Source organism: Streptomyces capparidis, from assembly GCF_054782095.1.
On the sequence record NZ_BAAGTD010000021.1, the window covers coordinates 39,137 to 63,149 of the forward strand.

At 72.8% G+C, this 24,013-nt stretch carries 24 protein-coding genes; 21 read left to right on the forward strand and 3 right to left on the reverse strand.

Features of this window, described 5'->3' with window-relative positions; genetic code table 11:
* The first annotated feature begins 80 nt into the window (after positions 1-80).
* The 19 genes from rho (at position 81) to ACYVO2_RS18575 (ending at position 19,284) form a co-directional block, all read left to right on the forward strand.
* Complete coding sequence (gene rho, locus ACYVO2_RS18485) at positions 81-2,132, forward strand: transcription termination factor Rho (protein WP_461008962.1); 2,052 nt, start codon at positions 81-83, stop codon at positions 2,130-2,132.
* A gap of 266 nt (positions 2,133-2,398) precedes the next feature.
* Positions 2,399-3,511, forward strand: a complete 1,113-nt coding sequence (locus tag ACYVO2_RS18490) for an LCP family protein (protein ID WP_461008963.1) — start codon at positions 2,399-2,401, stop codon at positions 3,509-3,511.
* Between the two features lie 178 nt (positions 3,512-3,689).
* Entirely contained in the window at positions 3,690-3,914 is a 225-nt protein-coding gene (gene rpmE / locus ACYVO2_RS18495; protein ID WP_461008964.1) for a 50S ribosomal protein L31, read from the forward strand.
* 111 nt (positions 3,915-4,025) lie between these two features.
* Positions 4,026-5,096: a peptide chain release factor 1 gene (gene prfA / locus ACYVO2_RS18500; RefSeq protein ID WP_461008965.1), complete on the forward strand. Its 1,071-nt coding sequence runs from the start codon at positions 4,026-4,028 to the stop codon at positions 5,094-5,096.
* Between the two features lie 89 nt (positions 5,097-5,185).
* Positions 5,186-6,031 carry a peptide chain release factor N(5)-glutamine methyltransferase gene (gene prmC, locus ACYVO2_RS18505; protein ID WP_461008966.1) on the forward strand — a complete coding sequence of 282 codons (846 nt, stop codon included), beginning with the start codon at positions 5,186-5,188 and terminating at the stop codon, positions 6,029-6,031.
* Between the two features lie 40 nt (positions 6,032-6,071).
* Complete coding sequence (locus tag ACYVO2_RS18510) at positions 6,072-6,719, forward strand: L-threonylcarbamoyladenylate synthase (protein ID WP_461008967.1); 648 nt, start codon at positions 6,072-6,074, stop codon at positions 6,717-6,719.
* A complete protein-coding gene (locus ACYVO2_RS18515) occupies positions 6,716-7,405 on the forward strand; it encodes an arsenate reductase/protein-tyrosine-phosphatase family protein (RefSeq protein WP_461008968.1) in 690 nt (229 codons plus the stop codon). The genes ACYVO2_RS18510 and ACYVO2_RS18515 overlap by 4 nt, the downstream gene beginning before the upstream one ends.
* A gap of 30 nt (positions 7,406-7,435) precedes the next feature.
* Positions 7,436-8,851 carry a serine hydroxymethyltransferase gene (locus tag ACYVO2_RS18520; protein ID WP_461008969.1) on the forward strand — a complete coding sequence of 472 codons (1,416 nt, stop codon included), beginning with the start codon at positions 7,436-7,438 and terminating at the stop codon, positions 8,849-8,851.
* Positions 8,852-9,096: 245 nt separating this feature from the next.
* Positions 9,097-10,449: an MraY family glycosyltransferase gene (locus tag ACYVO2_RS18525; protein ID WP_461008970.1), complete on the forward strand. Its 1,353-nt coding sequence runs from the start codon at positions 9,097-9,099 to the stop codon at positions 10,447-10,449.
* A 304-nt stretch (positions 10,450-10,753) separates the two neighbouring features.
* Complete coding sequence (locus ACYVO2_RS18530; RefSeq protein ID WP_461008971.1) at positions 10,754-11,191, forward strand: hypothetical protein; 438 nt, start codon at positions 10,754-10,756, stop codon at positions 11,189-11,191.
* 241 nt (positions 11,192-11,432) lie between these two features.
* Positions 11,433-12,242 carry a F0F1 ATP synthase subunit A gene (atpB, locus tag ACYVO2_RS18535; protein WP_461008972.1) on the forward strand — a complete coding sequence of 270 codons (810 nt, stop codon included), beginning with the start codon at positions 11,433-11,435 and terminating at the stop codon, positions 12,240-12,242.
* A gap of 79 nt (positions 12,243-12,321) precedes the next feature.
* Positions 12,322-12,564: an ATP synthase F0 subunit C gene (gene atpE / locus ACYVO2_RS18540; protein WP_461008973.1), complete on the forward strand. Its 243-nt coding sequence runs from the start codon at positions 12,322-12,324 to the stop codon at positions 12,562-12,564.
* Between the two features lie 37 nt (positions 12,565-12,601).
* Entirely contained in the window at positions 12,602-13,153 is a 552-nt protein-coding gene (locus tag ACYVO2_RS18545) for a F0F1 ATP synthase subunit B (protein ID WP_461008974.1), read from the forward strand.
* Positions 13,154-13,226: 73 nt separating this feature from the next.
* Positions 13,227-14,042, forward strand: coding sequence for a F0F1 ATP synthase subunit delta (locus tag ACYVO2_RS18550; RefSeq protein ID WP_461008975.1), 816 nt, complete (start codon positions 13,227-13,229; stop codon positions 14,040-14,042).
* Positions 14,043-14,194: 152 nt separating this feature from the next.
* Positions 14,195-15,790, forward strand: coding sequence for a F0F1 ATP synthase subunit alpha (gene atpA, locus ACYVO2_RS18555; protein WP_461008976.1), 1,596 nt, complete (start codon positions 14,195-14,197; stop codon positions 15,788-15,790).
* Positions 15,791-15,812: 22 nt separating this feature from the next.
* Entirely contained in the window at positions 15,813-16,727 is a 915-nt protein-coding gene (locus ACYVO2_RS18560; protein WP_461008977.1) for a F0F1 ATP synthase subunit gamma, read from the forward strand.
* A 5-nt stretch (positions 16,728-16,732) separates the two neighbouring features.
* The gene (gene atpD / locus ACYVO2_RS18565) at positions 16,733-18,178 is read left to right on the forward strand and encodes a F0F1 ATP synthase subunit beta (RefSeq protein WP_461008978.1); all 1,446 of its coding nucleotides are present in this window, start codon (positions 16,733-16,735) and stop codon (positions 18,176-18,178) included.
* 127 nt (positions 18,179-18,305) lie between these two features.
* Positions 18,306-18,683 (forward strand): F0F1 ATP synthase subunit epsilon, encoded by a 378-nt coding sequence (locus tag ACYVO2_RS18570; RefSeq protein WP_461008979.1) that lies wholly within the window; start codon positions 18,306-18,308, stop codon positions 18,681-18,683.
* A 106-nt stretch (positions 18,684-18,789) separates the two neighbouring features.
* Complete coding sequence (locus ACYVO2_RS18575) at positions 18,790-19,284, forward strand: DUF2550 domain-containing protein (RefSeq protein WP_461008980.1); 495 nt, start codon at positions 18,790-18,792, stop codon at positions 19,282-19,284.
* A gap of 15 nt (positions 19,285-19,299) precedes the next feature.
* Here ACYVO2_RS18575 and ACYVO2_RS18580 read toward each other — a convergent pair whose 3' ends face one another.
* Complete coding sequence (locus ACYVO2_RS18580) at positions 19,300-19,953, reverse strand: response regulator (RefSeq protein WP_461008981.1); 654 nt, start codon at positions 19,951-19,953, stop codon at positions 19,300-19,302.
* A complete protein-coding gene (locus ACYVO2_RS18585; protein ID WP_461008982.1) occupies positions 19,950-21,203 on the reverse strand; it encodes a sensor histidine kinase in 1,254 nt (417 codons plus the stop codon). The genes ACYVO2_RS18580 and ACYVO2_RS18585 overlap by 4 nt, the downstream gene beginning before the upstream one ends.
* 179 nt (positions 21,204-21,382) lie before the next feature.
* Between ACYVO2_RS18585 and ACYVO2_RS18590 the strand changes: the two genes are divergently transcribed.
* Complete coding sequence (locus ACYVO2_RS18590) at positions 21,383-21,997, forward strand: hypothetical protein (RefSeq protein ID WP_461008983.1); 615 nt, start codon at positions 21,383-21,385, stop codon at positions 21,995-21,997.
* A gap of 78 nt (positions 21,998-22,075) precedes the next feature.
* Here ACYVO2_RS18590 and ACYVO2_RS18595 read toward each other — a convergent pair whose 3' ends face one another.
* Positions 22,076-22,648, reverse strand: coding sequence for a cob(I)yrinic acid a,c-diamide adenosyltransferase (locus tag ACYVO2_RS18595; RefSeq protein ID WP_461008984.1), 573 nt, complete (start codon positions 22,646-22,648; stop codon positions 22,076-22,078).
* A gap of 83 nt (positions 22,649-22,731) precedes the next feature.
* Between ACYVO2_RS18595 and murA the strand changes: the two genes are divergently transcribed.
* The gene (gene murA, locus ACYVO2_RS18600; RefSeq protein ID WP_461008985.1) at positions 22,732-24,012 is read left to right on the forward strand and encodes a UDP-N-acetylglucosamine 1-carboxyvinyltransferase; all 1,281 of its coding nucleotides are present in this window, start codon (positions 22,732-22,734) and stop codon (positions 24,010-24,012) included.
* The last annotated feature ends 1 nt before the right edge of the window (position 24,013 follow it).

The window sequence follows — 24,013 nt, forward strand, 5'->3', positions numbered from 1 at the left end:
AGTCGCAGAAGCGGGCCCGGACAGCACAACCGGTCGCCGAGCCAAGACAGGCCGACGCCCGCTCCAGGGAAGGACCCTTCGTGAGCGACACCACCGATCTGATGGGCGTGCGCCCGGACGCCGCGCCCGCCCCGGACGCTCCCGCCGCGCCCGCCACCGGTGCTGCCCCCAGGCGCCGCCGGTCGGGCACCGGCCTCAACGGCATGGTCCTGGCCGAGCTCCAGCAGCTCGCCTCCGGGCTCGGCATCAGCGGCACCGCGCGGATGCGCAAGAGCCAGTTGATCGAGGTGATCAAGGAGAGGCAGGCCGCGCAGGGCGGCGGCGAGGCCGCGGCGGACAAGGCCGCCGAGCCGGCCACGGCGCCGGAGAAGCCCAAGCGCAGGACCACCTCCCGGGCCCGCACCGGCGAGCCCAAGGCCGAGGGCGGCGCCCAGCAGCAGATCGACATCCCCGGTCAGCCCAGCGCCGAGGAGCCGCCGACCGAGCGCCGCCGCCGCCGCGCCACCGCGCCCGCCGGGGCCCCGGAGGCCGGCCCCGGCGAGGCCGAGCAGCCCGCCGCGGAGCAGGAGCGGCCCAAGGAGCAGTCCAAGGAGCAGGCCAGGGAGCAGGCCGCCGAGCAGCCCGCGCAGGCCCCGGCCGCCAAGGCGGACGCCAAGGCCGCCGCCGCGGCGGACACCGCGGAGGGCAGGACCGAGGCCAAGGGCGACGACCGCCAGGACGGCCGCCGCGGCCAGAAGGGCGACCGCAGGGAGCGCGGCCAGCGCGACCGCGACCGGGACCGGGACCGCCGCAAGGGCGACGGCGCCGGGAACGAGGCCGCCGAGGGCCGCCAGGGCCGCGACCGCGACCGCGGCAACGCCGGTCAGCAGCAGGCCCAGGACGACGACGACTTCGACGGCGGCGGCCGCCGCCGCCGGGGCCGCTACCGGGACCGCAGGGGCCGCAGCAGGGGCCGCGAGGAGTTCGGCAACGAGCCGCAGATCGCCGAGGACGACGTCCTCATCCCCGTCGCCGGCATCCTGGACATCCTCGACAACTACGCGTTCATCCGCACCTCGGGCTACCTGCCCGGGCCGAACGACGTGTACGTCTCCCTCGCCCAGGTCCGCAAGAACGGCCTGCGCAAGGGCGACCACGTCACCGGCGCGGTGCGCCAGCCCCGCGAGGGCGAGCGCCGGGAGAAGTTCAACGCGCTGGTGCGCCTGGACTCCGTCAACGGCATGGCGCCGGAGAGCGGCCGCGGCCGCCCCGAGTTCGGCAAGCTCACCCCCCTGTACCCGCAGGAGCGGCTGCGCCTGGAGTCCGAGCCGGGCGTGCTGACCACGCGGATCATCGACCTGGTGTCGCCGATCGGCAAGGGCCAGCGCGGTCTGATCGTCGCCCCGCCGAAGACCGGCAAGACGATGGTCCTCCAGTCCATCGCCAACGCGATCACCCGCAACAGCCCCGAGTGCCACCTGATGGTCGTCCTGGTGGACGAGCGTCCGGAGGAGGTCACCGACATGCAGCGGTCGGTGAAGGGCGAGGTCATCTCCTCGACCTTCGACCGGCCCGCCGAGGACCACACCACCGTCGCGGAGCTGGCCATCGAGCGCGCCAAGCGCCTGGTGGAGCTCGGCCACGACGTGGTCGTCCTGCTGGACTCCATCACCCGTCTGGGCCGCGCCTACAACCTGGCGGCCCCGGCGTCCGGGCGCATCCTGTCCGGTGGTGTGGACTCCACCGCCCTGTACCCGCCGAAGAAGTTCTTCGGCGCCGCCCGCAACATCGAGGACGGCGGCTCACTGACCATCCTGGCCACCGCGCTGGTCGAGACCGGCTCGCGGATGGACGAGGTGATCTTCGAGGAGTTCAAGGGCACCGGCAACATGGAGCTCAAGCTCGACCGGAAGCTCTCCGACAAGCGGATCTTCCCGGCGGTGGACGTGGACGCGTCCAGCACCCGCAAGGAGGAGATCCTCATGGCGGGCGAGGAGCTGAACATCGTCTGGAAGCTCCGCCGGGTGCTGCACGCGCTGGACCAGCAGCAGGCGATCGAGCTGCTGCTGGACAAGATGAAGCAGACCAAGAGCAACGCCGAGTTCCTCATGCAGATCGCGAAGACGACGCCGGGCATGGGCAACAACGACTGACCGGCCGCGCCGGGCACAGGGGGCCCGGGGACGCGGGTCCTCCGGAGGGGCAGGGGCTTCGGCTCCCCGGACCCCGCCGGGGGCCGCGCCCCCGGGCCCCGCGGTCCTTCGGGGCCGCACTCCTGCCTCCCGCCCAGGGGCCCTTCTCTCCGAGTCCTTCGGAAGGAAGGGTCCCTGGTTGTTTCTCCTGGGCATCCGAAGGCTTCACCCGCTCCTCCGGGGGAATCCGGTGGTAGGGGGAAGCTGCCTTCAGGAGCGGGAAGAGCATGGGCACGCGAGACCACTCCGGGACACCGGGTCCGCTGCGGCGGGCCGTCCTGCGGGTCACCACCTGGATCGTGACCGCCGCCGCCGTGCTCGGCGTCGGCGGGCTCGCGTTCGTCTACCTCGTGCTCAGCGGGGACCTGCGCGGCATCGACCTCGACGCGCAACTGGGCGGGGACCGGCCGCGGGACGTCGACAACGGCTCGATGGACCTCCTCGTCCTCGGTTCCGACTCCCGCGCCGGCGCCAACTCGGCGTACGGCGGGGGAGCCGGCGGCGCGCGCTCGGACACCGCGATGGTCGTCCACGTCGAGGCCGGCCACCGCAAGGCCACGGTGGTGAGCATCCCGCGGGACACGCTGGTCGACCGCCCGGCGTGCCGGCGCACCGACGGCGTCGGCGGCACGGCGCCCGCGCGGGCCCGTTCGATGTTCAACGAGGCGTACCGGATCGGCGGCCCGGCCTGCTCGGTGAAGACCGTCGAGGCGATGACGGGCATCCGCATGGACCACTACCTGGAGATCGACTTCGCCGGGTTCACCAAGCTGGTGGACGCCCTCGGCGGGGTGACCGTCCGCGTGGACCGGCCGATCCACGACCGGGAGTCCGGCCTGGACCTGCGGGCGGGCACCCACCACCTGGACGGCGAGCGCTCGCTCGGCTTCGTCCGCACCCGGCACGGCGTCGGCGACGGCAGCGACCTGGGCCGCATAGAGCTCCAGCAGCGCTTCCTGACCGCGCTGCTCACCCAGGTGCACGACCTGGGCGTGCTGACCAACCCGGCGAAGCTGTACCGGGTGGCCAGGGCCGCCTCCGGGGCGCTGACCACCGACTCGGAGATCGCCTCCATCGGCGGCGTCACCAAGCTGGCGGACAGCCTGGGGCGGATCGACGCGCGGGACGTGACCATGGTCGTGCTGCCGGTGGACTACGACGCGGCCGACCGCAACCGCGTGGTGCCCAGGCAGCCGCAGGCGGGCCAGGTGTGGGCGGCGCTGCGCGCGGACCGCCCGGTGCCCAGGTCGGCCACGGAGGGCGGCCCCGGCGTGGCCACCGTCCCCGTGGACACGCCGTCCGCCCCCTCGATGCCCAGGCTGGCCCCGAGCACCCGCTGAGGCGGCCCTGCGCAGGCGCCCTGCCGGCCGGGCGCGGGGCCCCCGGAATATCCAGGGCCCCGGGCCGCGTTTTGGTCGTTGCGTGCCTGTCCTGGCAGACTGGTGCGTCGGCCCCGGTTCACGGAGCGGCAGCCCGCCGCCCGACCCGGTGCCCTCCCGAGTCATTGGAGAGATCCCTGTGAAGCCCGACATCCACCCCACGTACGTCGAGACCCAGGTCACCTGCACCTGCGGCAACTCCTTCACCACCCGCAGCACGGCGAAGGACGGCGTGATCCGCGCGGACATCTGCTCGCAGTGCCACCCGTTCTACACGGGCAAGCAGAAGATCCTCGACACCGGTGGCCGCGTCGCCCGGTTCGAGGCCCGCTTCGGCAAGCGCGCCGGGTCCGCGAAGAAGTAGCCACACGTCAGCGCCGGTCCAGGGCCGCTCCCGCGCAGGGGCGGCCGGACCGGCGCTTTGTCGTCCCCCATCGCGTCAACCCCAGCAGCAACCACGAAGGGGTGCCCCACCATGTTCGAGGCGGTCCAGGACCTGATCGGCGAGCACGCCGACCTCGAGAAGCGGCTGGCCGACCCATCCGTCCACGCCGACCAGGCCGAGGCCCGCAGGCTCCACAAGCGGTACGCGGAGCTCACCCCGATCGTCGAGGCGTACCGGGAGTGGCTGCGGACGGGGGACGACATCACCACCGCGCGTGAGCTGGGCGCCGAGGACCCCGACTTCGCCGCCGAGGTCAAGGCGTTCGAACAGCGGCGCGAGGAGCTCACCGAGCGGCTGCGGCTGCTGCTGGTCCCGCGCGACCCCAGCGACGACAAGGACGTCATCCTGGAGATCAAGGCGGGCGAGGGCGGCGAGGAGTCCGCGCTGTTCGCCGGCGACCTGCTGCGCATGTACCTGCGCTACGCCGAGCGGGTCGGCTGGCGCACCGAGATCATCGAGGCCAACGAGTCCGACCTCGGCGGCTACAAGGACGTCTCCGTGGCGGTCAAGAGCCGCGGCCGGACCGAGCCGGGCGGCGGCGTGTGGGCGCGCCTGAAGTACGAGGGCGGGGTGCACCGGGTGCAGCGCGTGCCCGCCACCGAGTCCCAGGGCCGCATCCACACCTCGGCCGCGGGCGTGCTGGTGCTGCCCGAGGCGGAGGACGTGGACGTGGAGATCAACCCCAGCGACCTGCGGATCGACGTCTACCGCTCCTCGGGCCCCGGCGGCCAGTCGGTGAACACCACCGACTCCGCGGTGCGCATCACCCACCTGCCCACCGGCATCGTCGTCTCCTGCCAGAACGAGAAGAGCCAGTTGCAGAACAAGGAGCAGGCGCTGCGCATCCTGCGGGCCAGGCTGCTTGCCGCCGCCCAGGAGGAGGCCGAGAAGGAGGCGTCCGACGCCCGGCGCAGCCAGGTGCGCACCGTGGACCGCTCCGAGCGCATCAGGACGTACAACTTCCCCGAGAACCGCATCTCGGACCACCGGGTGGGCTTCAAGGCGTACAACCTCGACCAGGTGCTCGACGGCGATCTCGACACGGTGATCCAGGCCTGCGTGGACGCCGACTCCGCGGCCAAGCTGGCCGCGGCCGGATGACGCGCCTGCCACGCTTGGACCCGGCGCACCCCGCCGCGCCCCCACCACGAGAAGACCCCAGCCCCGAGAACACCGCGAGGAGGGCCCGAGTGAACCTGTTGCTCGCCGAGGTGGCCCAGGCCACCCAGCGGCTCGCGGACGCCGGCGTGCCGTCCCCGCGCTTCGACGCCGAGGAGCTGGCCGCGTACGTGCACGGCGTGAAGCGGGGCGAGCTGCACACCGTGCCCGACTCCGACTTCGACGCCCGCTACTGGGAGGCCGTGGCGCGCCGCGAGGCCCGCGAGCCGCTCCAGCACATCACCGGCCGGGCGTTCTTCCGCTACCTGGAGCTGGCCGTCGGCCCGGGCGTGTTCGTGCCCCGGCCGGAGACCGAGTCCGTCGTCGGCTGGGCGATAGACGCGCTGCGGGCCATGGACGTGGCCGAGCCGCTGGTGGTGGACCTGTGCACCGGCTCGGGCGCCATCGCGCTGGCGCTCGCCCAGGAGGTGCCGCGCAGCACCGTGCACGCCGTGGAGCTGGACGAGACCGCGCTGGCCTGGGCCCGCCGCAACACCGAGGGCAGCCGCGTGGCGCTGCACCACGGGGACGCGCTCGCCGCCCTGCCGGAGCTCAACGGCCAGGTGGACCTGGTCATCAGCAACCCCCCGTACATCCCGCTCGAGGAGTGGGAGAACGTCGCCCCCGAGGCGCGCGACCACGATCCGCAGATCGCGCTGTTCTCGGGCCGCGACGGCCTGGACGTCATCCGGGGCCTGGAGCGCACCGCCTCCCGCCTGCTGCGGCCCGGCGGCGTCGTCGTCGTCGAGCACGCCGACACACAGGGCGGCCAGGTCCCCTGGATCTTCAACGAGGACGCGGGCTGGACGGACGCCGCCGACCACCGGGACCTGAACAACCGGCCCCGGTTCGCCACAGCCCGCAAGGTCATGCCATGAACGCCGCTAGGCCCATTCTTCGAACCAGGAGGCCCTGACGATGGCACGCCGCTACGACTGCTCCGACGCGTCCGACCGGGCGATCGGACTGCGCGAGGCCGCGTCCGCGGTACGCCGCGGTGAGCTGGTCGTGCTGCCCACGGACACCGTGTACGGCATCGGCGCGGACGCGTTCTCCGCCGAGGCCGTGGGGGATCTGCTCGAGGCCAAGGGCCGGGGCCGCAACATGCCCTCCCCGGTCCTGGTGGGTTCGCCGACCGTGCTGCACGGCCTGGTCACCGACTTCTCCGAGCAGGCGTGGGAGCTGGTGGACGCCTTCTGGCCGGGCGCCCTGACCCTGGTCGCCCGCCACCAGCCCTCCCTGCGCTGGGACCTCGGCGACACCCGCGGCACGGTCGCGGTGCGCATGCCGCTGCACCCGGTCGCGATCGAGCTGCTCAACGAGACCGGGCCGATGGCCGTCAGCAGCGCGAACCTCACCGGCCACCCGGCCCCGCAGGACTGCGACGCCGCGCAGGAGATGCTCGGCGACTCGGTGTCGGTCTACCTCGACGGCGGGCGCACGCTGGACAACGTGCCGTCCTCGATCGTGGACGTGACCGGCCGCGTCCCGGTGCTGCTGCGCGCGGGCGCGCTGTCGCTGGAGGAGCTGCGCAAGGTCGTACCGGGCCTGGGGGCGGCCAGTTGACCGCGCCCCGGGGGCCGGCGTGCGGGTACACGGACCACGAGCGGGGCATATCGGACCAGGCCCCCTCGGGTGACCGTTTCCGCATCCTCCACGTGTGCACCGGCAACGTCTGCCGCTCGCCCATGGCCGAGCGGCTGACGCGGCACGAGCTGCGCAAGCGTCTCGGCGACCAGGCCGCCGGGATCGTCGTGGAGAGCGCGGGCACCTGGGGGCACGAGGGCGCCCCGATGGAGACCAACGCCGCCGCCGTGCTCGCCGAGTACGGCGCCGACGCGGACGGCTTCACCGGCCGCGAGCTGCTCGACGACCACGTCATCGAGGCGGACCTGGTGCTGACCGCGACCCGGGACCACCGCGCCCAGGTGATCTCCATGGGCCACGCCGCCGGGCTGCGGACGTTCACGCTGAAGGAGTTCACCCGGCTGGTGCGGGCCATAGACCCCGCCACGCTGCCCCACGCGGAGGAGGGCGGCGTGATCGAGCGCGCCCGCTCCCTGGTGCGGGCCGCCGCCGCGCTGCGGGGCTGGCTGCTGGCGCCCACCCCGGACGCGGACGAGGTGTACGACCCCTACGGCGCGCCCATCACCGTCTTCCGCAACTGCGGCGACGAGATCTACCACGCCCTCGATCCGGTGGTGACCGCTTTGACCGGCGTATCCCGGGAAGCCCACCTAAAGTGGGACTGAGTACCCGCCTCCTCCCGTCCGGGAGTCCCGATGACGGTCGCCGGCCCGCCCCCTGCGGGCAACACCGCGCAGGGCAGCACACCCGAAGAGCGCACACCCCCAGGCCGCGCCGCGCGGGCCGGGGGCCGCGCCGCGCAGGGCGGCACCGCCCGGGATCCGGCCCCGCGGGGCGCGGCCGGGCCGGAGGCCGGGTCCTGGGGCGCGGGCATGGAGGCGCTGCGGGGCGCTGACCCGCGGATCGCCGAGGTGGTGCTCGCCGAGCTGGCCCGGCAGCGCCGCAGGATCCAGCTCGTCGCCGGGGAGAACCTCACCTCCCCGGCCGTGCTCACAGTCCTGGGCAGCCCGCTGGCCAACAAGTACGCCGAGGGCTACCCGGGCCGCCGCCACCACGGCGGGTGCGAGGTGGTGGACGTCGCCGAGCAGCTCGCCGTGGAGCGGGCCAAACAACTGTTCGGGGTGGCCCACGCCAACGTCCAGCCCTACTCCGGCTCCTCGGCGAACCTGGCCGCCTACGCCGCCCTGCTCGTGCCCGGGGACACGGTGCTGGCCATGTCCCTGGAGCACGGCGGCCACCTCACCCACGGCTCGTCCGCGAACTTCTCCGGCCGGTGGTTCCGCTTCCACGGGTACGGGGTGCGGCGGGACACCGGCGAGGTGGACTACGACCAGGTCCGCGACCTGGCCCTGGCCCGCCGCCCCAAGGCGATCGTGTGCGGCTCCATCGCCCACCCCAGGCACCTGGACTACGCGGCGTTCCGCGCGATCGCCGACGAGGTGGACGCCTACCTGATCGTGGACGCCGCGCACACCATCGGCCTGGTCGCCGGCGGGGTGGCGCCCAGCCCCGTGCCCTGGGCGGACGTGGTGTGCGCCACCACCCACAAGGTGCTGCGCGGGCCGCGCGGCGGGCTGATCCTGTGCGGGCAGGCCCTGGCCCGGCGCATCGACCGCGCCGTGTTCCCGTTCTCGCAGGGCGGCCCGCACATGAACAGCGTGGCCGCCAAGGCCGTCGCCTTCGCCGAGGCCGCCACCCCGGAGTACGCCGCGTACACCCGGCAGGTGGTGCGCAACGCGCGGGCGCTGGCGCGGGGGCTGGCGGAGGAGGGCGTCGAGCCGCTGACCGGGGGCACGGACACCCACCTGGTGACGGCGAGCACGCTGGGGCTCGGCCTGGACGGCCTGGAGGCCCGCTCCCGGTGCGCCCGGGCGGGCATCGTGCTGGACAAGAGCTGCCTGCCGTATGACGAGCGCCCGGTGGAAGCGGGCTCCGGGGTCAGGGCCGGCACCTCGTCGGTGACGACCCAGGGCATGGGGGAGGAGCAGTTGGCCGGGACGGCCCGCCTGATCGCCCGCGCCCTGCGCGACCCGGACGGGCGCCACCGCGCGGAGCTCACCTCGGCGGTGGCGGCGCTGCTGGAGGGCTTCCCGGCGTACCCGGCCGGCTGAGCCCGGCCCCGCGGGGCGGCCCGCCCGCCGGCGGCCGGGGTCGCGTGTGCAACCTTCCCGGCGTCCGCGGAGTCTCCTCCCGTGTCCACGTCCCGCCGCGCCGGAACGCGGCGGGGTCACCTTCGTCCCTTCTGTCGCACCGCCACCGCGGCCGATCACCTCGGCTGTTCGCTCAGGGGGGAAGGACGCGAATAGGGTGTGACGCGTGAGGACCAGCGAGACCTGCCACCGGACCAGGGGCCGCCGTGCGTGAATACCTGCTGACCCTCCTGGTGACCGCGGCCGTCACCTACATGCTGACCGGGCCGGTGCGGAAGTTCGCCATCGCGGCCGGCGCCATGCCCGAGATCCGCGCGCGCGACGTGCACCGCGAGCCCACCCCCCGGCTGGGCGGCATCGCCATGTTCGGCGGACTGTGCGCGGGCCTGCTGGTGGCCTCGCAGTTGCCGCACATCGGCGTCGTCTTCACCAGCACCGACGAGCCCCGCGCGGTACTCGCCGGGGCCGGGCTGATCTGGCTGCTCGGGGTGCTGGACGACAAGTGGGGCGTGGACGCCCTGCTCAAGCTCGGCGGGCAGATGGTCGCCGCGGGCGTCATGGTCTTCCAGGGCCTCCAGATCATCTCGCTGCCCGTCCCCGGTGTCGGCACCCTCACCCTGACCCCGATCCAGGGCCAGTTGCTGACCGTGGCCCTGGTCGTCGTCACGATCAACGCGGTGAACTTCGTGGACGGCCTGGACGGCCTGGCCTCCGGCATGGTCTGCATCGCCGCCGTCGCGTTCTTCATCTACGCCTACCGCCTGTGGTTCGGCCACGGCATCGAGGGCGCCGCGCCCGCCACCCTGTTCAGCGCCATCCTCATCGGCATGTGCCTGGGCTTCCTGCCGCACAACATGCACCCGGCGCGGATCTTCATGGGCGACTCCGGCTCGATGCTCATCGGGCTGATGCTGTCCGCCTCGGCGATCTCCATCACCGGCCAGGTCGAGCTGGACGACCTCGCCGAGTTCGGCGGCTCCCAGCGGCAGGCCGTGCAGGAGATGGTGCCGGTCTACATCCCGCTGCTGCTGCCGCTGACGGTGATCGCGGTGCCGATGACGGACCTGATCCTCGCCGTGGTCCGCCGCACCTGGAACGGCCAGTCGCCGTTCGCCGCCGACAAGCAGCACCTGCACCACCGGCTGCTGGAGATCGGCCACTCGCACAGCCGCGCCGTGCTGATCATGTACTTCTGGTCGGCGCTGATCGCGCTCGGCACGGTGGCGTTCTCGGTGCAGTCCAACACCACGGTGCTGCTGCTCGCCGTGCTGGTGCTGTGCGCGATCGGCCTGGTGGTGCTGATGCTGCCGCGGTTCCGGCCCAAGGCGCCCGAGTGGGCGGAGGCCGTCGTCCCGCCGCGGTACCGGGGCAGCCGCCGCCGTCGCGGCGCCGCCCACGAGGCCGCGGCGCCCGCCGAGGGGCAGGACGCCCGCCCCGCGGGCGCGCCGCACCGGGCCAACGGCGCCTCCGCGGTCGGCGACCGCCACCGCTTCGCCCGCCGCTCGCACGCCCACTCCGGGGCGGGCTCGACGGCCGGGTCACAGGGCGGGGAGTCGTGAGTTCGGGGCCGTGCGAGAGGGCCGCCGCGAAGGGTAGGGGGCATTGTTTCGCTAACAGCGCAATCGTGCGCCCAGTAACCCGTAAGTGTGACGTGGAGCACAGCAAATAGGTAAAGCTCTCATCAAATAGTTTGTGATACCGTTCACGAACGACGGGGGCAAGCCGAAAGACCACACGAGAGGGTCTTCCGGCTGAGGCGGACATCGCCCCTTGGTCACACCCTCCTGATCGGCGTTCGCCCGCATGCCGCGGGCCGGCGCCCGTCACCCCGCACTGCACGTCCACAACCCCGGAGCTGCCCGCATGCAGTCCAACGACGCCCGGATCCTTCTGAGCGCCGCTGTCCCCACCGCTGCCCTCGGCCTCGTGGCCGTCGGGGTCAGCGCGCCGGTGGCGGGATCCGAGGGCGCCATCGGCGCGGCTGTCGGCGCGGCACTGGTGATCGCGTTCTTCGCCGCCGGCCTGGTGGCGCTCCAGCGCACCGCCAGGGCGCTGCCCCACCTGTTCCAGGCGATGGGCCTGCTGGTCTACACCACGCAGTTGCTGCTGTTGATGCTGGTGCTCATGCTGTTCCGCGAGACGGACGCGTTCGACCTCCGGGCGATGGCCCTCACCCTGCTCGGGTGCACCGTCGTCTGGGTCACGGCCCAGGTCCGCGGGCACATGAAGGCCAAGATCCTCTACGTGGACCCGGCCGCGGCCGGGAGCGGGGCGCCCAAGACGCCGGAGTCCCGGGCATGAGACCGGGGGTGGAGTCGGGGCACGCGCCGGCTCCTGCTATCGTCCGGTGCCAACTACGGCTCAGCGGGCGCAGGTGGCCTTCGGTCCTCGGGACGGACAAGGCTGCCCATGCCGCATGCGCCTTCCGGGCCCTTCGGCCCGCTCCTGATCTGCATAACCAGTCCAGTGCCGTTCCGCGGCTCGACGTCGCGCCGACACAACGAGGTTGCCGTACCCATGCGTCACGCCGAAGGAGCTCCCGGTGAGTAATGGCCAGGTGCTCGCCTTTGAGACCGACTGCCACATCTTCGACGGGTGCGGCTTCCCCTCACCGGGCCTGCACTCCTTCATGTTCAAGCCGATGTTCACGGTCGGCGGGATCGAGTTCAACAAGCCGATCCTGCTCGCGCTGCTGACCACGCTGCTGGTGATCGGCTTCTTCTGGGCGGCGTTCGCCAAGCCGAAGGTCGTCCCCGGCAAGCTCCAGATGGTCGGCGAGGCCGGGTACGACTTCGTGCGCCGCGGCATCGTGTACGAGACGATCGGCAAGAAGGACGGCGAGAAGTACGTCCCGCTGATGGTCTCGCTGTTCTTCTTCGTATGGATCATGAACCTCTGGTCCATCGTGCCGTTCGCCCAGTTCCCGGTGACCTCGATCATCGCCTTCCCGGCGGGTCTCGCCCTGCTGGTGTGGATCACCTGGCTGACGATCAACTTCAAGAAGCACGGCTTCGCGGGCGGGTTCAAGAACCTGTGCTACATGCCGGGGCTGCCGAAGGCGATCTACCCGATCCTCATCCCGATCGAGTTCCTGTCGAACGTGTTCGTCCGGCCCTTCACGCACGCGGTGCGGCTGTTCGCGAACATGTTCGCCGGACACCTGCTGCTGCTGATCTTCACCATCGCCAGTTGGTACCTGCTGAACGGCATCGGCATCGCCTACGCGGCCGTGTCGTTCGTCATGGTGATCATCATGACGATGTTCGAGCTGTTCATCCAGGGGCTCCAGGCGTACGTCTTCGTCCTGCTGGCCTGTAGCTACATTCAGGGTGCGCTGCACGCGGACCACTGACAGCCGCCGCATCCGCCCCGTACGAGAGACGTCCGGTGGCCAACCCCCACCGGCTCATGAAGAAGAAGGAAGAAACGGCATGTCCGCTCTCCAGACCCTCGCCGCCTCCGAGGTCTCCGGCTCCCTCGCCTCCATCGGTTACGGCCTCGCCGCCATCGGCCCCGGCATCGGCGTCGGCATCATCTTCGGCAACGGCACCCAGGCGCTGGCCCGCCAGCCCGAGGCGGCCGGTCTGATCCGTCAGAACCAGATCCTCGGCTTCGCCCTGTGTGAGGCGCTCGCCCTGATCGGCATCGTCATGCCGTTCGTGTTCGGCACCTGATCCGGATCCCAGGCAACAACCAGAGGAAGGTCCAGACGTGAATCTCCTGCTGATCGCGGCGGAGGACGAGGAGCAGAACCCTCTGATCCCTCCGGTTCCGGAGTTCGTCGTCGGCCTGCTCGCCTTCGCCATCGTCTTCTGGCTCTTCTACTCCAAGCTCCTCCCCAGCATCAACAAGGTGCTCGAGGAGCGGCGTGAGGCCATCGAGGGCGGGATCGAGAAGGCCGAGCAGGCGCAGGCGGAGGCTCAGCGGGTGCTCGAGGAGTACCGCGAGCAGCTCGCCGACGCCCGCCACGAAGCCGCTCGGCTGCGCCAGGAGGCGCAGGAGCAGGGCGCGGCGCTCATCGCGGAGATGCGCGCCGAGGGCCAGCGGCAGAGGGAGGCCGTCGTCGAGGCGGGCCACGCCCAGCTCGAGGCCGACCGCAAGCAGGCCGCCGCGCTGCTGCGGCAGGACGTGGGCAAGCTCGCCACCGAGCTGGCCGGCCGCATCGTCGGCGAGTCCCTGGAGGACCACGCCCGGCAGAGCCGGATCATCGACCGGTTCCTCGACGAGCTCGAGGAGCGGGCCGAGGAAGGTGCCGCGCGATGAACACCCCGACGGCGTGCCGTGGGGCGGTCGTTGACGCGGCCGGGCGTGGCCTTGGACGGAAGGAGGGCCGCCGATGAACGGCGCTAGCCGTGAGGCGCTGGCCTCCGCTCGCGAGCGGCTGGACGCGCTGCTGGCCGGGACCGCCGTGGACGCCGGCGAGCTGTCGGCGGAGCTGGCCTCCGTCGGGCACCTGCTCGACCGCGAGGTCGCGCTGCGCCGGGTGCTGACCGACCCCGCGAAGGACGGGCAGGCCAAGGCGGACCTCACCGCCCGGCTGCTGTCCGGCCAGGTCGGCGGTCCCACGCTCGACCTGCTCGGCGGCCTGGTCCGCTCCCGCTGGTCGCAGCCGCGCGACCTGGCGGACGCCGTGGAGGAGCTGGCGGCGATCGCCGAGCTCGTCGTGGCCGAGCGGGAGAACCGGCTGGACGACGTGGAGGACGAGCTGTTCCGGTTCGGCCGGATCGTGCAGTCCTCGCCCGAGCTGCGGCAGGCGCTGGCCGACCGCGCGGCGCCGCCCGCCTCCCGGTCGGAGCTGGTCCACTCGCTGCTCGGCGGGCGGGCGCACCCGGTCACGGAGCGGCTGATCGCCCGGCTCGTGGCACATCCGCGTGGCCGTAGCCTGGATGTGGGCCTGGAGGGCTACTCCAAGCTCGCAGCCGCCCGGCGCGGGCGCGTCGTGGCCGTGGTCACCTCGGCCGTGCCGCTCACCGACCGGCAGAAGAGCCGGCTGGGCGCCGCCCTGGGCAGGATGTACGGCCGCGAGGTGCACCTGAACCTGGACGTGGACCCCGAGGTCCGCGGCGGGATCCGGGTGCGGATCGGCGACGAGGTCATCGACGGGACGGTCGCCAGCCGCCTGGAGGGCGCGACCCGCGGCCTGGCCGGCTGACCGGGACGCCGGCGCCGTAGGGCCGGCCCCCTCGGGGCCCCGGCCCCACAACTCAACAAGCATGGAGAGATGCGGCCCGAGTTGGGCCGTGCCAGTTACGCGGTCGCCGGGGACGGCGATCCGGGCCCAACTAGGGAGAGCAGGGACACCAGATGGCGGAGCTCACGATCCGGCCGGAGGAGATCCGGGACGCGCTGGAGAACTTCGTCCAGTCGTACAAGCCGGACGCGGCCTCGCGCGAGGAGGTCGGTACCGTCACCGAGGCCGGTGACGGCATCGCCAAGGTCGAGGGTCTGCCCTCGGCCATGGCCAACGAACTGCTGAAGTTCGAGGACGGCACCCTCGGCCTCGCCCTCAACCTCGAGGAGCGGGAGATCGGTGTCGTGATCCTCGGCGAGTTCAGCGGCATCGAGGAGGGCCAGACGGTCCGCAGGACCGGCGAGGTGCTCTCGGTCCCCGTGGGCGAGGGGTACCTCGGCCGCGTGGTGGACCCGCTGGGCAACCCGATCGACGGCCTGGGCGAGATCGAGACGTCCGGCCGCCGTGCCCTGGAGCTCCAGGCCCCCACGGTGATGCAGCGCAAGAGCGTCCACGAGCCGCTCCAGACCGGCCTGAAGGCCGTCGACTCGATGACCCCGATCGGCCGCGGCCAGCGCCAGCTCATCATCGGCGACCGGCAGACCGGCAAGACCGCCCTCGCGATCGACACGATCATCAACCAGCGGGACAACTGGCGCTCCGGCGACCCGAAGCGGCAGGTCCGCTGCATCTACGTGGCCATCGGCCAGAAGGGCTCCACCATCGCGTCCGTGCGCGGCGCGCTGGAGGAGGCCGGGGCCCTGGAGTACACCACGATCGTCGCCGCCCCGGCGTCGGACCCGGCGGGCTTCAAGTACCTCGCCCCGTACACCGGCTCGGCCATCGGCCAGCACTGGATGTACGACGGCAAGCACGTCCTGATCGTCTTCGACGACCTGTCCAAGCAGGCCGACGCCTACCGCGCCGTGTCCCTGCTGCTGCGCCGCCCGCCGGGCCGCGAGGCCTACCCGGGTGACGTCTTCTACCTGCACTCCCGCCTGCTGGAGCGCTGCGCGAAGCTGTCGGACGAGATGGGCGCCGGCTCGATGACGGGTCTGCCGATCGTGGAGACCAAGGCCAACGACGTCTCCGCGTTCATCCCCACCAACGTCATCTCCATCACCGACGGCCAGTGCTTCCTGGAGTCCGACCTGTTCAACGCGGGCCAGCGCCCGGCGCTGAACGTCGGTATCTCCGTCTCCCGCGTGGGTGGCTCGGCGCAGATCAAGGCGATGCGGAAGGTCGCGGGCCGACTGCGCGTGGACCTCGCCCAGTTCCGCGAGCTGGAGGCGTTCGCCGCCTTCGGCTCCGACCTGGACGCGGCCTCCAAGGCGCAGCTCGAGCGCGGCCGGCGCATGGTCGAGCTGCTCAAGCAGCCGCAGTACTCGCCGTTCCCGGCGGAGGAGCAGGTCGTCTCCATCTGGGCCGGCACCACCGGCAAGATGGACGACGTGCCGGTCGAGGACGTGCGCCGCTTCGAGCGCGAGTTCATCGACTACCTGAAGCGGGAGAAGAAGGACCTGCTCACCGGCATCGCCGAGACGGGCCAGCTCCCGGACGAGACCACCGAGGCGCTGACCGAGGCCGTCACCACCTTCAAGCGGCAGTTCGAGACCTCGGACGGCCAGCTTCTGGGCGACGACACGCCGCGGGCCGGCACCTCCAAGTAGACCGAAGGGACCTGCTGAACCCATGGGATCCCAGCTTCGGGTCTACAAGCGCCGCATCAAGACGGTCACCGCCACCAAGAAGATCACCAAGGCGATGGAGATGATCTCCGCATCGCGCATCGCCAAGGCGCAGCGCCAGGTGGCGGCGTCGACGCCGTACGCGAACGAGCTCACCCACGCGGTGACGGCGGTGGCGACCGGCTCGAACACCCGGCACCCGCTGACCACGGAGGCGGAGAACCCGACCCGGGCCGCGGTCCTGCTCATCACGAGCGACCGCGGGCTCGCGGGCGGGTACTCCTCCAACGCCATCAAGGCCGCGGACCAGCTCACGCAGCGGCTGCGCGCCGAGGGCAAGGAGGTCGTCAGCTTCGTCGTCGGCCGCAAGGGCGCGGGTTACTACTCCTTCCGCAACCGGCCGGTCGAGCGGTCGTGGACCGGCTTCACCGACAAGCCGACCTACGCCGACGCCAAGGAGGTCGCCTCCGCCCTCATCGAGGCCTTCACCACGGAGACCTCCGAGGGCGGGGTGGACGAGCTGCACATGGTGTTCACCGAGTTCGTCTCGATGATCACCCAGACGCCGGTGGGCAAGCGGCTGCTGCCCCTCTCCCTGGAGGAGAGCGAGCAGGAGGCGCCGGCCAAGGGCGAGGTGCTGCCGCTGTACGAGTTCGAGCCGTCGGCGGAGGGCGTCCTCGACGCCCTGCTGCCGCGGTACGTCGAGAGCAGGATCTACAACGCGCTGCTCCAGTCGGCCGCCTCCGAGCACGCGGCCCGGCGCCGCGCGATGAAGTCGGCCACCGACAACGCGGAAGAGATCATCAAGTCGCTCACGCGGCTTGCCAACGCGGCCCGCCAGGCCGACATCACCCAGGAAATCAGCGAGATCGTCGGTGGCGCGAACGCCCTGGCCGACGCGACCGCGGGGAGTGACTGACAGATATGACCACCACTGTTGAGACGGCCGCCGCGACGGGGCGCGTCGCCCGGGTCATCGGCCCGGTCGTCGACGTGGAGTTCCCCGTCGACGCGATGCCGGAGATCTACAACGCGCTGCACGTCGAGGTCGCCGACCCGGCGGAGCAGGGCGTCACGAAGACCCTGACCCTCGAGGTCGCCCAGCACCTCGGCGACGGCCTGGTGCGCGCGATCTCCATGCAGCCCACCGACGGCCTGGTCCGCTCGGCCCCGGTGAGCGACACCGGCGCGGCGATCTCCGTCCCGGTCGGCGACGTCACCAAGGGCAAGGTGTTCAACGCCCTCGGTGAGGTGATGAACGTGGAGGACACCGCGTCCCTCCAGATCACCGAGCGCTGGCCGATCCACCGCAAGGCCCCGGCCTTCGACCAGCTCGAGTCCAAGACCGAGATGTTCGAGACCGGCCTGAAGGTCATCGACCTGCTGACCCCGTACGTCAAGGGCGGCAAGATCGGCCTGTTCGGCGGCGCGGGCGTGGGCAAGACCGTGCTCATCCAAGAGATGATCATGCGTGTCGCCAACCTGCACGAGGGTGTGTCGGTGTTCGCCGGCGTCGGCGAGCGCACCCGTGAGGGCAACGACCTCATCGACGAGATGACCGAGTCCGGCGTGCTCGACAAGACCGCGCTGGTCTTCGGCCAGATGGACGAGCCCCCGGGCACCCGTCTGCGGGTCGCGCTGTCCGCGCTGACCATGGCGGAGTACTTCCGCGATGTGCAGAAGCAGGACGTGCTGCTGTTCATCGACAACATCTTCCGCTTCACCCAGGCGGGCTCCGAGGTGTCCACCCTGCTCGGCCGCATGCCGTCGGCGGTGGGCTACCAGCCGAACCTCGCGGACGAGATGGGCATCCTCCAGGAGCGCATCACCTCCACCCGCGGCCACTCGATCACCTCGATGCAGGCGATCTACGTTCCGGCGGACGACCTGACCGACCCGGCCCCGGCCACCACGTTCGCGCACCTCGACGCGACCACGGTGCTCTCCCGGCCGATCTCGGAGAAGGGCATCTACCCGGCGGTGGACCCGCTGGACTCCACCTCCCGGATCCTGGACCCGCGGTACATCACGCAGGAGCACTACGAGTGCGCCACCCGGGTCAAGGGGATCCTCCAGAAGTACAAGGACCTCCAGGACATCATCGCCATCCTCGGCATCGACGAGCTCGGCGAGGAGGACAAGCTCACCGTCCACCGCGCCCGCCGGATCGAGCGCTTCCTGTCGCAGAACACCCACGCGGCGAAGCAGTTCACCGGTATCGACGGCTCGGACGTGCCGCTGGACGAGTCCATCGCCGCGTTCAACGCCATCGCGGACGGGAAGTACGACCACTTCCCCGAGCAGGCGTTCTTCATGTGCGGTGGCATCGAGGACCTCGAGCGCAACGCCCGGGAGCTCGGCGTCTCCTGACGCCCGCCTTCCGGTCCGCGGTGCATCCCGGGTGAGGGGCGGGCCCCGGCCCGCCCCTCACCCGCACTCCCGTTATTCTTTGACACACACCAGCCACACCAGGCTGGTGCGAACCCAAGGAGCCGTCTTGGCTGAGCTGCACGTCGAGCTGGTCGCCGCCGACCGCAAGGTCTGGTCGGGCGAGGCCACGATCGTCGTCGCGCGCACCACGTCGGGCGACATCGGTGTCATGCCGGGCCACCAGCCGCTGCTGGGCGTGCTGACGTCCGGGCCCGTGACCGTCCGCACGTCCGACGGCGGCACCGTCGTCGCCGCCGTGCACGGAGGCTTCCTCTCGTTCGCGGACGACAAGCTGTCGATCCTCGCCGAGGTCGCCGAGCTGGCCGACGAGATCGACGTCGAACGCGCCGAGCGGGCGCTGGAGCGCGCGAAGTCCGAGGAGGACGCCGCCGCGGAGCGGCGTGCCGAGGTACGGCTGCGCGCCGCCACGGTCGGCGCGCGCTGACCGGTCGCCGAACCGCGGGCCGCCGGGCACCGGCTGCCCGGGCGGCGGGGGCACCACAAACGGGGCAGGTGGAGAACGGCATACGCGAGCGAGGAGGTCGGTGGGCGTGATCCTCGCTCTTCAGGTGTGCGGCGCCGTGGTGGGGCTCGCCCTGCTGGGGCTGTTCGTGTTCGGGCTGCGCAGACGGCTCATCCAGCGCTCCGGCGGAACGTTCGACTGCTCCCTGCGGCTCCGCCTGCCGCCCGAGGCGGAGCGGTCCGGCGCCGAGGGCGGTCCCGGTGAGCCCGCCGACGCCCCCGACCCCGGGGGCAAGGGCTGGATCTTCGGCGTCGCCCGCTACAGCGGCGACCGCGTCGAGTGGTTCCGCGTCTTCTCCTACGCCCCCCGTCCCCGCCAGCTCTTGGAGCGCGGCGAGATCGAGGTGCTGCGGCGCCGGACCCCGCGCGGCCAGGAGGAGGTGGCGCTGCTGTCCGGCGCCGTCGTGCTCACCTGCCGCCATCGCGGCACCCTGCTGGAGCTCGCCATGAGCGAGGACGCCCTGACGGGGTTCCTCGCCTGGCTGGAGGCCGCGCCCCCCGGGCAGCGCGTCAACGTGGCCTGAGCGAACCGGCCCTCCTCACGGCGAGGTCAGCCCGAGTTCCTGCGCCAGCACCGCCGCCTGCACCCTGCTGCGCAGGCCCAGCTTCGCCAGGATCCGGCTGACGTGCGTCTTCGTCGTCGCTTCCGCCATCCGCAGCCGCTCGGCGATGTCCGCGTTCGACAGGCCCTCCCCGAGGCACGCCAGCACCTCGCGCTCCCGCGGGGTCAGCGACTCCACCGCCGCCGAAGCCTCCCCGCCCGCGACGGGACGGCGGGTCGCGAACGCCGAGATCAGCCGCCGGGTCACCGCGGGCGCCACCAGGCCCTCGCCCCGCGCCACCACGCGCACCCCCTCCACCAGTTGCTCGGCGTCGGTGTCCTTCAGCAGGAACCCGGCCGCGCCCGCGCGCAGCGCGCCGAAGACGTACTCGTCCAGGTCGAACGTGGTCAGCACCAGCACGTCGGCCAGGCCCTCGCCCACCACCCGGCGGGTCGCCGCGACCCCGTCGAGCCGGGGCATCTGCACGTCCATGACCACGACGTCCGGGCGCAGCTCCCGGGCGAGCCGCACCGCCTCCTCCCCGTCGGCGGCCTCGCCGACCACGGTGATGTCGGGGGCCGACCCGAGGATCAGCAGCAGGCCCGCGCGGACGGCGGCCTGGTCCTCGGCGACGACGACACGGATGGTCACGGCTGGGTGGTCCCTTCGTCTCGGGTGACGGGCAGATCGGCGCGCACCCGCCACAGCCCTGAGCCGGTGCCGGTGCCCGGGCCCGGTCCCTCCGGGAGCGGGCCCGCCTCGAACGCGCCGCCGAGCAGCGCCGTCCGCTCGGCCATGCCCACCAGACCCGCGCCCGCGCCCGGTGCGCGCGGCCCCGGCTCGGCGAGGTACGGGCTGTCCACGATCACGCTGAGGGTGCCCGCGGACTCCGTCAGGCGGACGGTGACGGTGCCGGGGGCGGCGTGCTTGAGCGCGTTGGTGAGCGACTCCTGGACGATCCGGTAGGCCGCCAGCTCCACCGGCGCGGGCAGCGCGGCCCCGCCCGGCCGCTCGTCCCGCAGCTCGAACGCGAGGCCGCCCGCGGCCCCCGCCGAGCCGGCCCGCTCCAGCACCGAGTCCAGCGCCTCGAGCCGGGGCGCGGGCGCGGGCTCCTCCTCGCCGGCGGTGCGCAGCAGCTCGATCAGGCGGCGCATCTCGGCCAGCCCCTGCACGCTGCTCTCCCGGATCACCGACAGCGCCCGCCGGGTGGCGCGCGGGTCGTCGCCGGTCACCGACAGCGCAGCGGAGGAGTGGATGGCGATCGCCGACAGGTGGTTGGCGACCAGGTCGTGCAGCTCCCTGGCCATCCTGGCCCGTTCCTGGCCGATCGCGGCGCGCCGGTCCAGCTCGGCCAGGAGCGTGGTCTGCTCGGCGCGGAGCCGGGCCGCCGCCGCGGCGTCCCTGTGGTTGCGGACGGCGAGCCCGCTCCACGCCGAGCCGGGGCCGACCACGGCGGTGGCGAAGCCGAACAGCAGGGCCTCGGGGGCGCGGAGCACGGCGAGCGGGACGATCGTGGCCAGCACCGTCACGATCAGGCTGTTGCGCGGGACCCGGCGGGCCGCGGCGGGCGAGCCGTACAGCACGGACGCGTAGACCAGGTCCGCGTACATGGCGACCGACGCGATCAGCGAGCCGGTGAGCTGGTCGGCGGCCAGGGCGACGGTGCCCACCGGCAGGGCCACCCGCGGCGCGGAGCGGCGCAGCAGCTCCGCGCCGCACATGACCAGCAGCGGGGCCAGCGGCAGCGCCCCGGGATCGGGCAGGCCGACGCCGAGGTCGGGCAGCCAGGGGTTGCTGACCAGGCCGAGCGCCCACAGGACGAGCCCGCCAAGCAGCCCGGTGGCGGCGATGAGCGCGTCGTCCCGGTGCGGGCGCGGCAGGCGTCCGAGCAGCTCTTTCATGATCCTCCCGACGGTGACCATCCCATCATCGGCGCCGGGCGCGCACGTCGGCGGCGCGGCGGGTCCGGGGGCGGGCCGCGTACATCGAACGATGCAGGGACGGCTCGGCACTGGGGGCGATGCGCGGGCGGGGGCGGGCGGGAGAGGGTCGGGGGGAGTCGCGTGAGAGAGGAGGAGCCATGGTCCTCAAGGTCGTCGTCGCCTGCGAGATCGGCTTCTGGGTACTGCTGACGCTGGGCCTGGCCCTGCGCTACCTGCTGCGGTGGCGGCGGACGAGCGCGGCCGTGCTGGTGTGCGTGCCGCTGGTGGACGTGGTGCTGCTGATCGCCACCGCCGTGGACCTGCGGCGGGGTGCCACGGCCGAGTTCCAGCACGGGCTGGCCGCGGCGTACATCGGCTTCTCGGTGGCGTACGGCCACTCGATGGTGAAGTGGGCGGACGCCAGGTTCGCGCACCGCTTCGCGGGCGGGCCCCCGCCGCCGAAGCCGCCGAAGTACGGGATGGCCCGCGCGCGGTACGAGTGGCGGCTGTGGCTGCGCACCGCGCTGGCGGCGGCCATCGCCGTCGGACTGCTCCAGGTCGCCGTGTGGTGGGTGGACGCCCCCCGGCGCACGGAGCAGCTCGAGGGGTGGCAGGGGACGATGGTGCGGGCGGCGATGATCCACCTGATCATCGCGGCGACGTACACCATCTGGCCGAAGAAGCCCTCGGAGAAGGCTCCGGAGCAGGCCGGGGACGAGGCCGGGGACAAGCCCGCGGACCTCGCGGAGTCCCGCCGCAAGGCGGGCATCTGAGGGCGTGGCCCGGGGCCCGGTGCCGGGGGAGGCCGGGTCCGGCCGGGCGGGGGCGCGCCCGCCCCCGCCCCGCGCGGCTCAGCGGTTCTCGCCCGGGACCCACAGGACGTCGCCGCGCTCCTTGTTCGCCGTCCTGGCCAGGATGAACAGCAGGTCCGACAGGCGGTTGAGGTAGGTCGCGGTGAGCGGGTTCATCGTCTCGCCGTGGGTGTCGAACGCCGCCCAGGTGGACCGCTCCGCCCGGCGGACGACCGTGCACGCCTGGTGCAGCAGCGCCGCCCCGGGGGTGCCGCCGGGGAGGATGAAGCTGCGGAGCTTGTCCAGGTCGGCGAGGAACCGGTCGCAGTCGGCCTCCAGGCGGTCGATGTAGCCCTGCTCCACCCGCAGCGGCGGGAACTTCGGGTTCTCGGCGACCGGGGTGGCCAGGTCCGCCCCCACGTCGAACAGGTCGTTCTGGACGCGGGTGAGCACGGTGACGACCTCCTCCGGCAGCCCGCCGAGGGCGATGGCCACACCGATGGCGGCGTTCGCCTCGTTGGCGTCCGCGTAGGCGGCGATCCTGGGGTCGGTCTTGGCGGTGCGGCTCATGTCGCCCAGCGCCGTGGTGCCGTCGTCGCCGGTGCGGGTGTAGATGCGGGTGAGGTTGACCATGCGGCGAGCCTAACGAGGCGGGGACCGGGCGGGCAGGGGCGTCGGTGCCGGGTTCGGAGCCGATACGGTCATACGATTCCCGGATGGAACGGTTCCGAGTCAAGGGCGGAGCGCGGCTCGCGGGCGGCGTCACGGTTCCCGGGGCCAAGAACAGCGCCCTGAAGCTGATGGCCGCCGCCCTGCTGGCGGAGGGCACCACCCGCCTGGGCAACGTCCCGCGCATCCTGGACGTCGAGATCATGGCCGACCTGCTGCGCGGCGCGGGCTGCCTGGCGGACTTCGAGTGGACCGGCGACGGCGGCCACTCGGGGGTGGCGTGGATCACCGTCCCCGAGCGTCCGGGCCACCGGGTGGAGGCGTCGGTGGCGCGGCGGATGCGGGCCTCCATCAGCGTGCTCGGACCGCTGCTGGCCCGCTGCGGGGAGGCGCGGATCGCGCTGCCGGGCGGCGACGCGATCGGCGCGCGCGGCCTGGACATGCACATGAACGGGCTGGTGCGGCTCGGCGCGGACGTCACCACCGAGGGGGAGCACCTGGTGGCGCGGGCACCGCGGGGCCTGCGGGGCAGCGCGGTGGCGCTCGACTTCCCCAGCGTCGGCGCGACGGAGAACATCCTGATGGCGGCGGCGACCGCGCGCGGCGCCACGGTCATCGACAACGCGGCGCGCGAGCCGGAGATCGTCGACCTGTGCACGATGCTCCAGGAGATGGGCGCCAAGATCGGCGGCGCGGGCACCTCCACCATCGAGGTGCAGGGCGTGGAGTGGCTGTCCCCGGTGGTGTACGAGACGGTGCCGGACCGGATCGTCGCCGGCACGTACGCGGTGGGCGCGGTGATGACGGCCGGCGACGTGACGGTGCGCCGGGCCAGGCCGGAGCACCTGGAGATCGCCCTGGACAAGCTGGCGCGGGCGGGCGCCGAGGTGGACCGGGTGCCGGACGGCTTCCGGGTGCGGATGGAGCGGCGGCCCCGGGCGGTGGACGTGGTCACGCTGCCGTACCCGGGGTTCGCCACCGACCTCCAGCCGCAGTTCGCCGCGCTGAACGCGGTGGCGGAGGGGTCGGCGATGGTGACCGAGAACATCTTCGAGGCCCGTTTCGTCTTCCTGCGGGAGCTGTCCCGGATGGGCGCCCGGATCGAGACCGACGGGCACCACGCGGTGGTGCGGGGCGTGGACCGGCTCACGGGCGCCCCGGTCCGGGCCAGCGATGTGCGGGCGGGCGCGGGGCTGCTGCTCGCGGGGCTCGTCGCCGAGGGCGAGACCACCGTCTCGGAGATCCACCACATCGACCGCGGCTACGCGGGCCTGCTGGCCCATCTGCGCGGGCTCGGCGCCACGATCGACCGGGAGAGCGCGGGGTAGG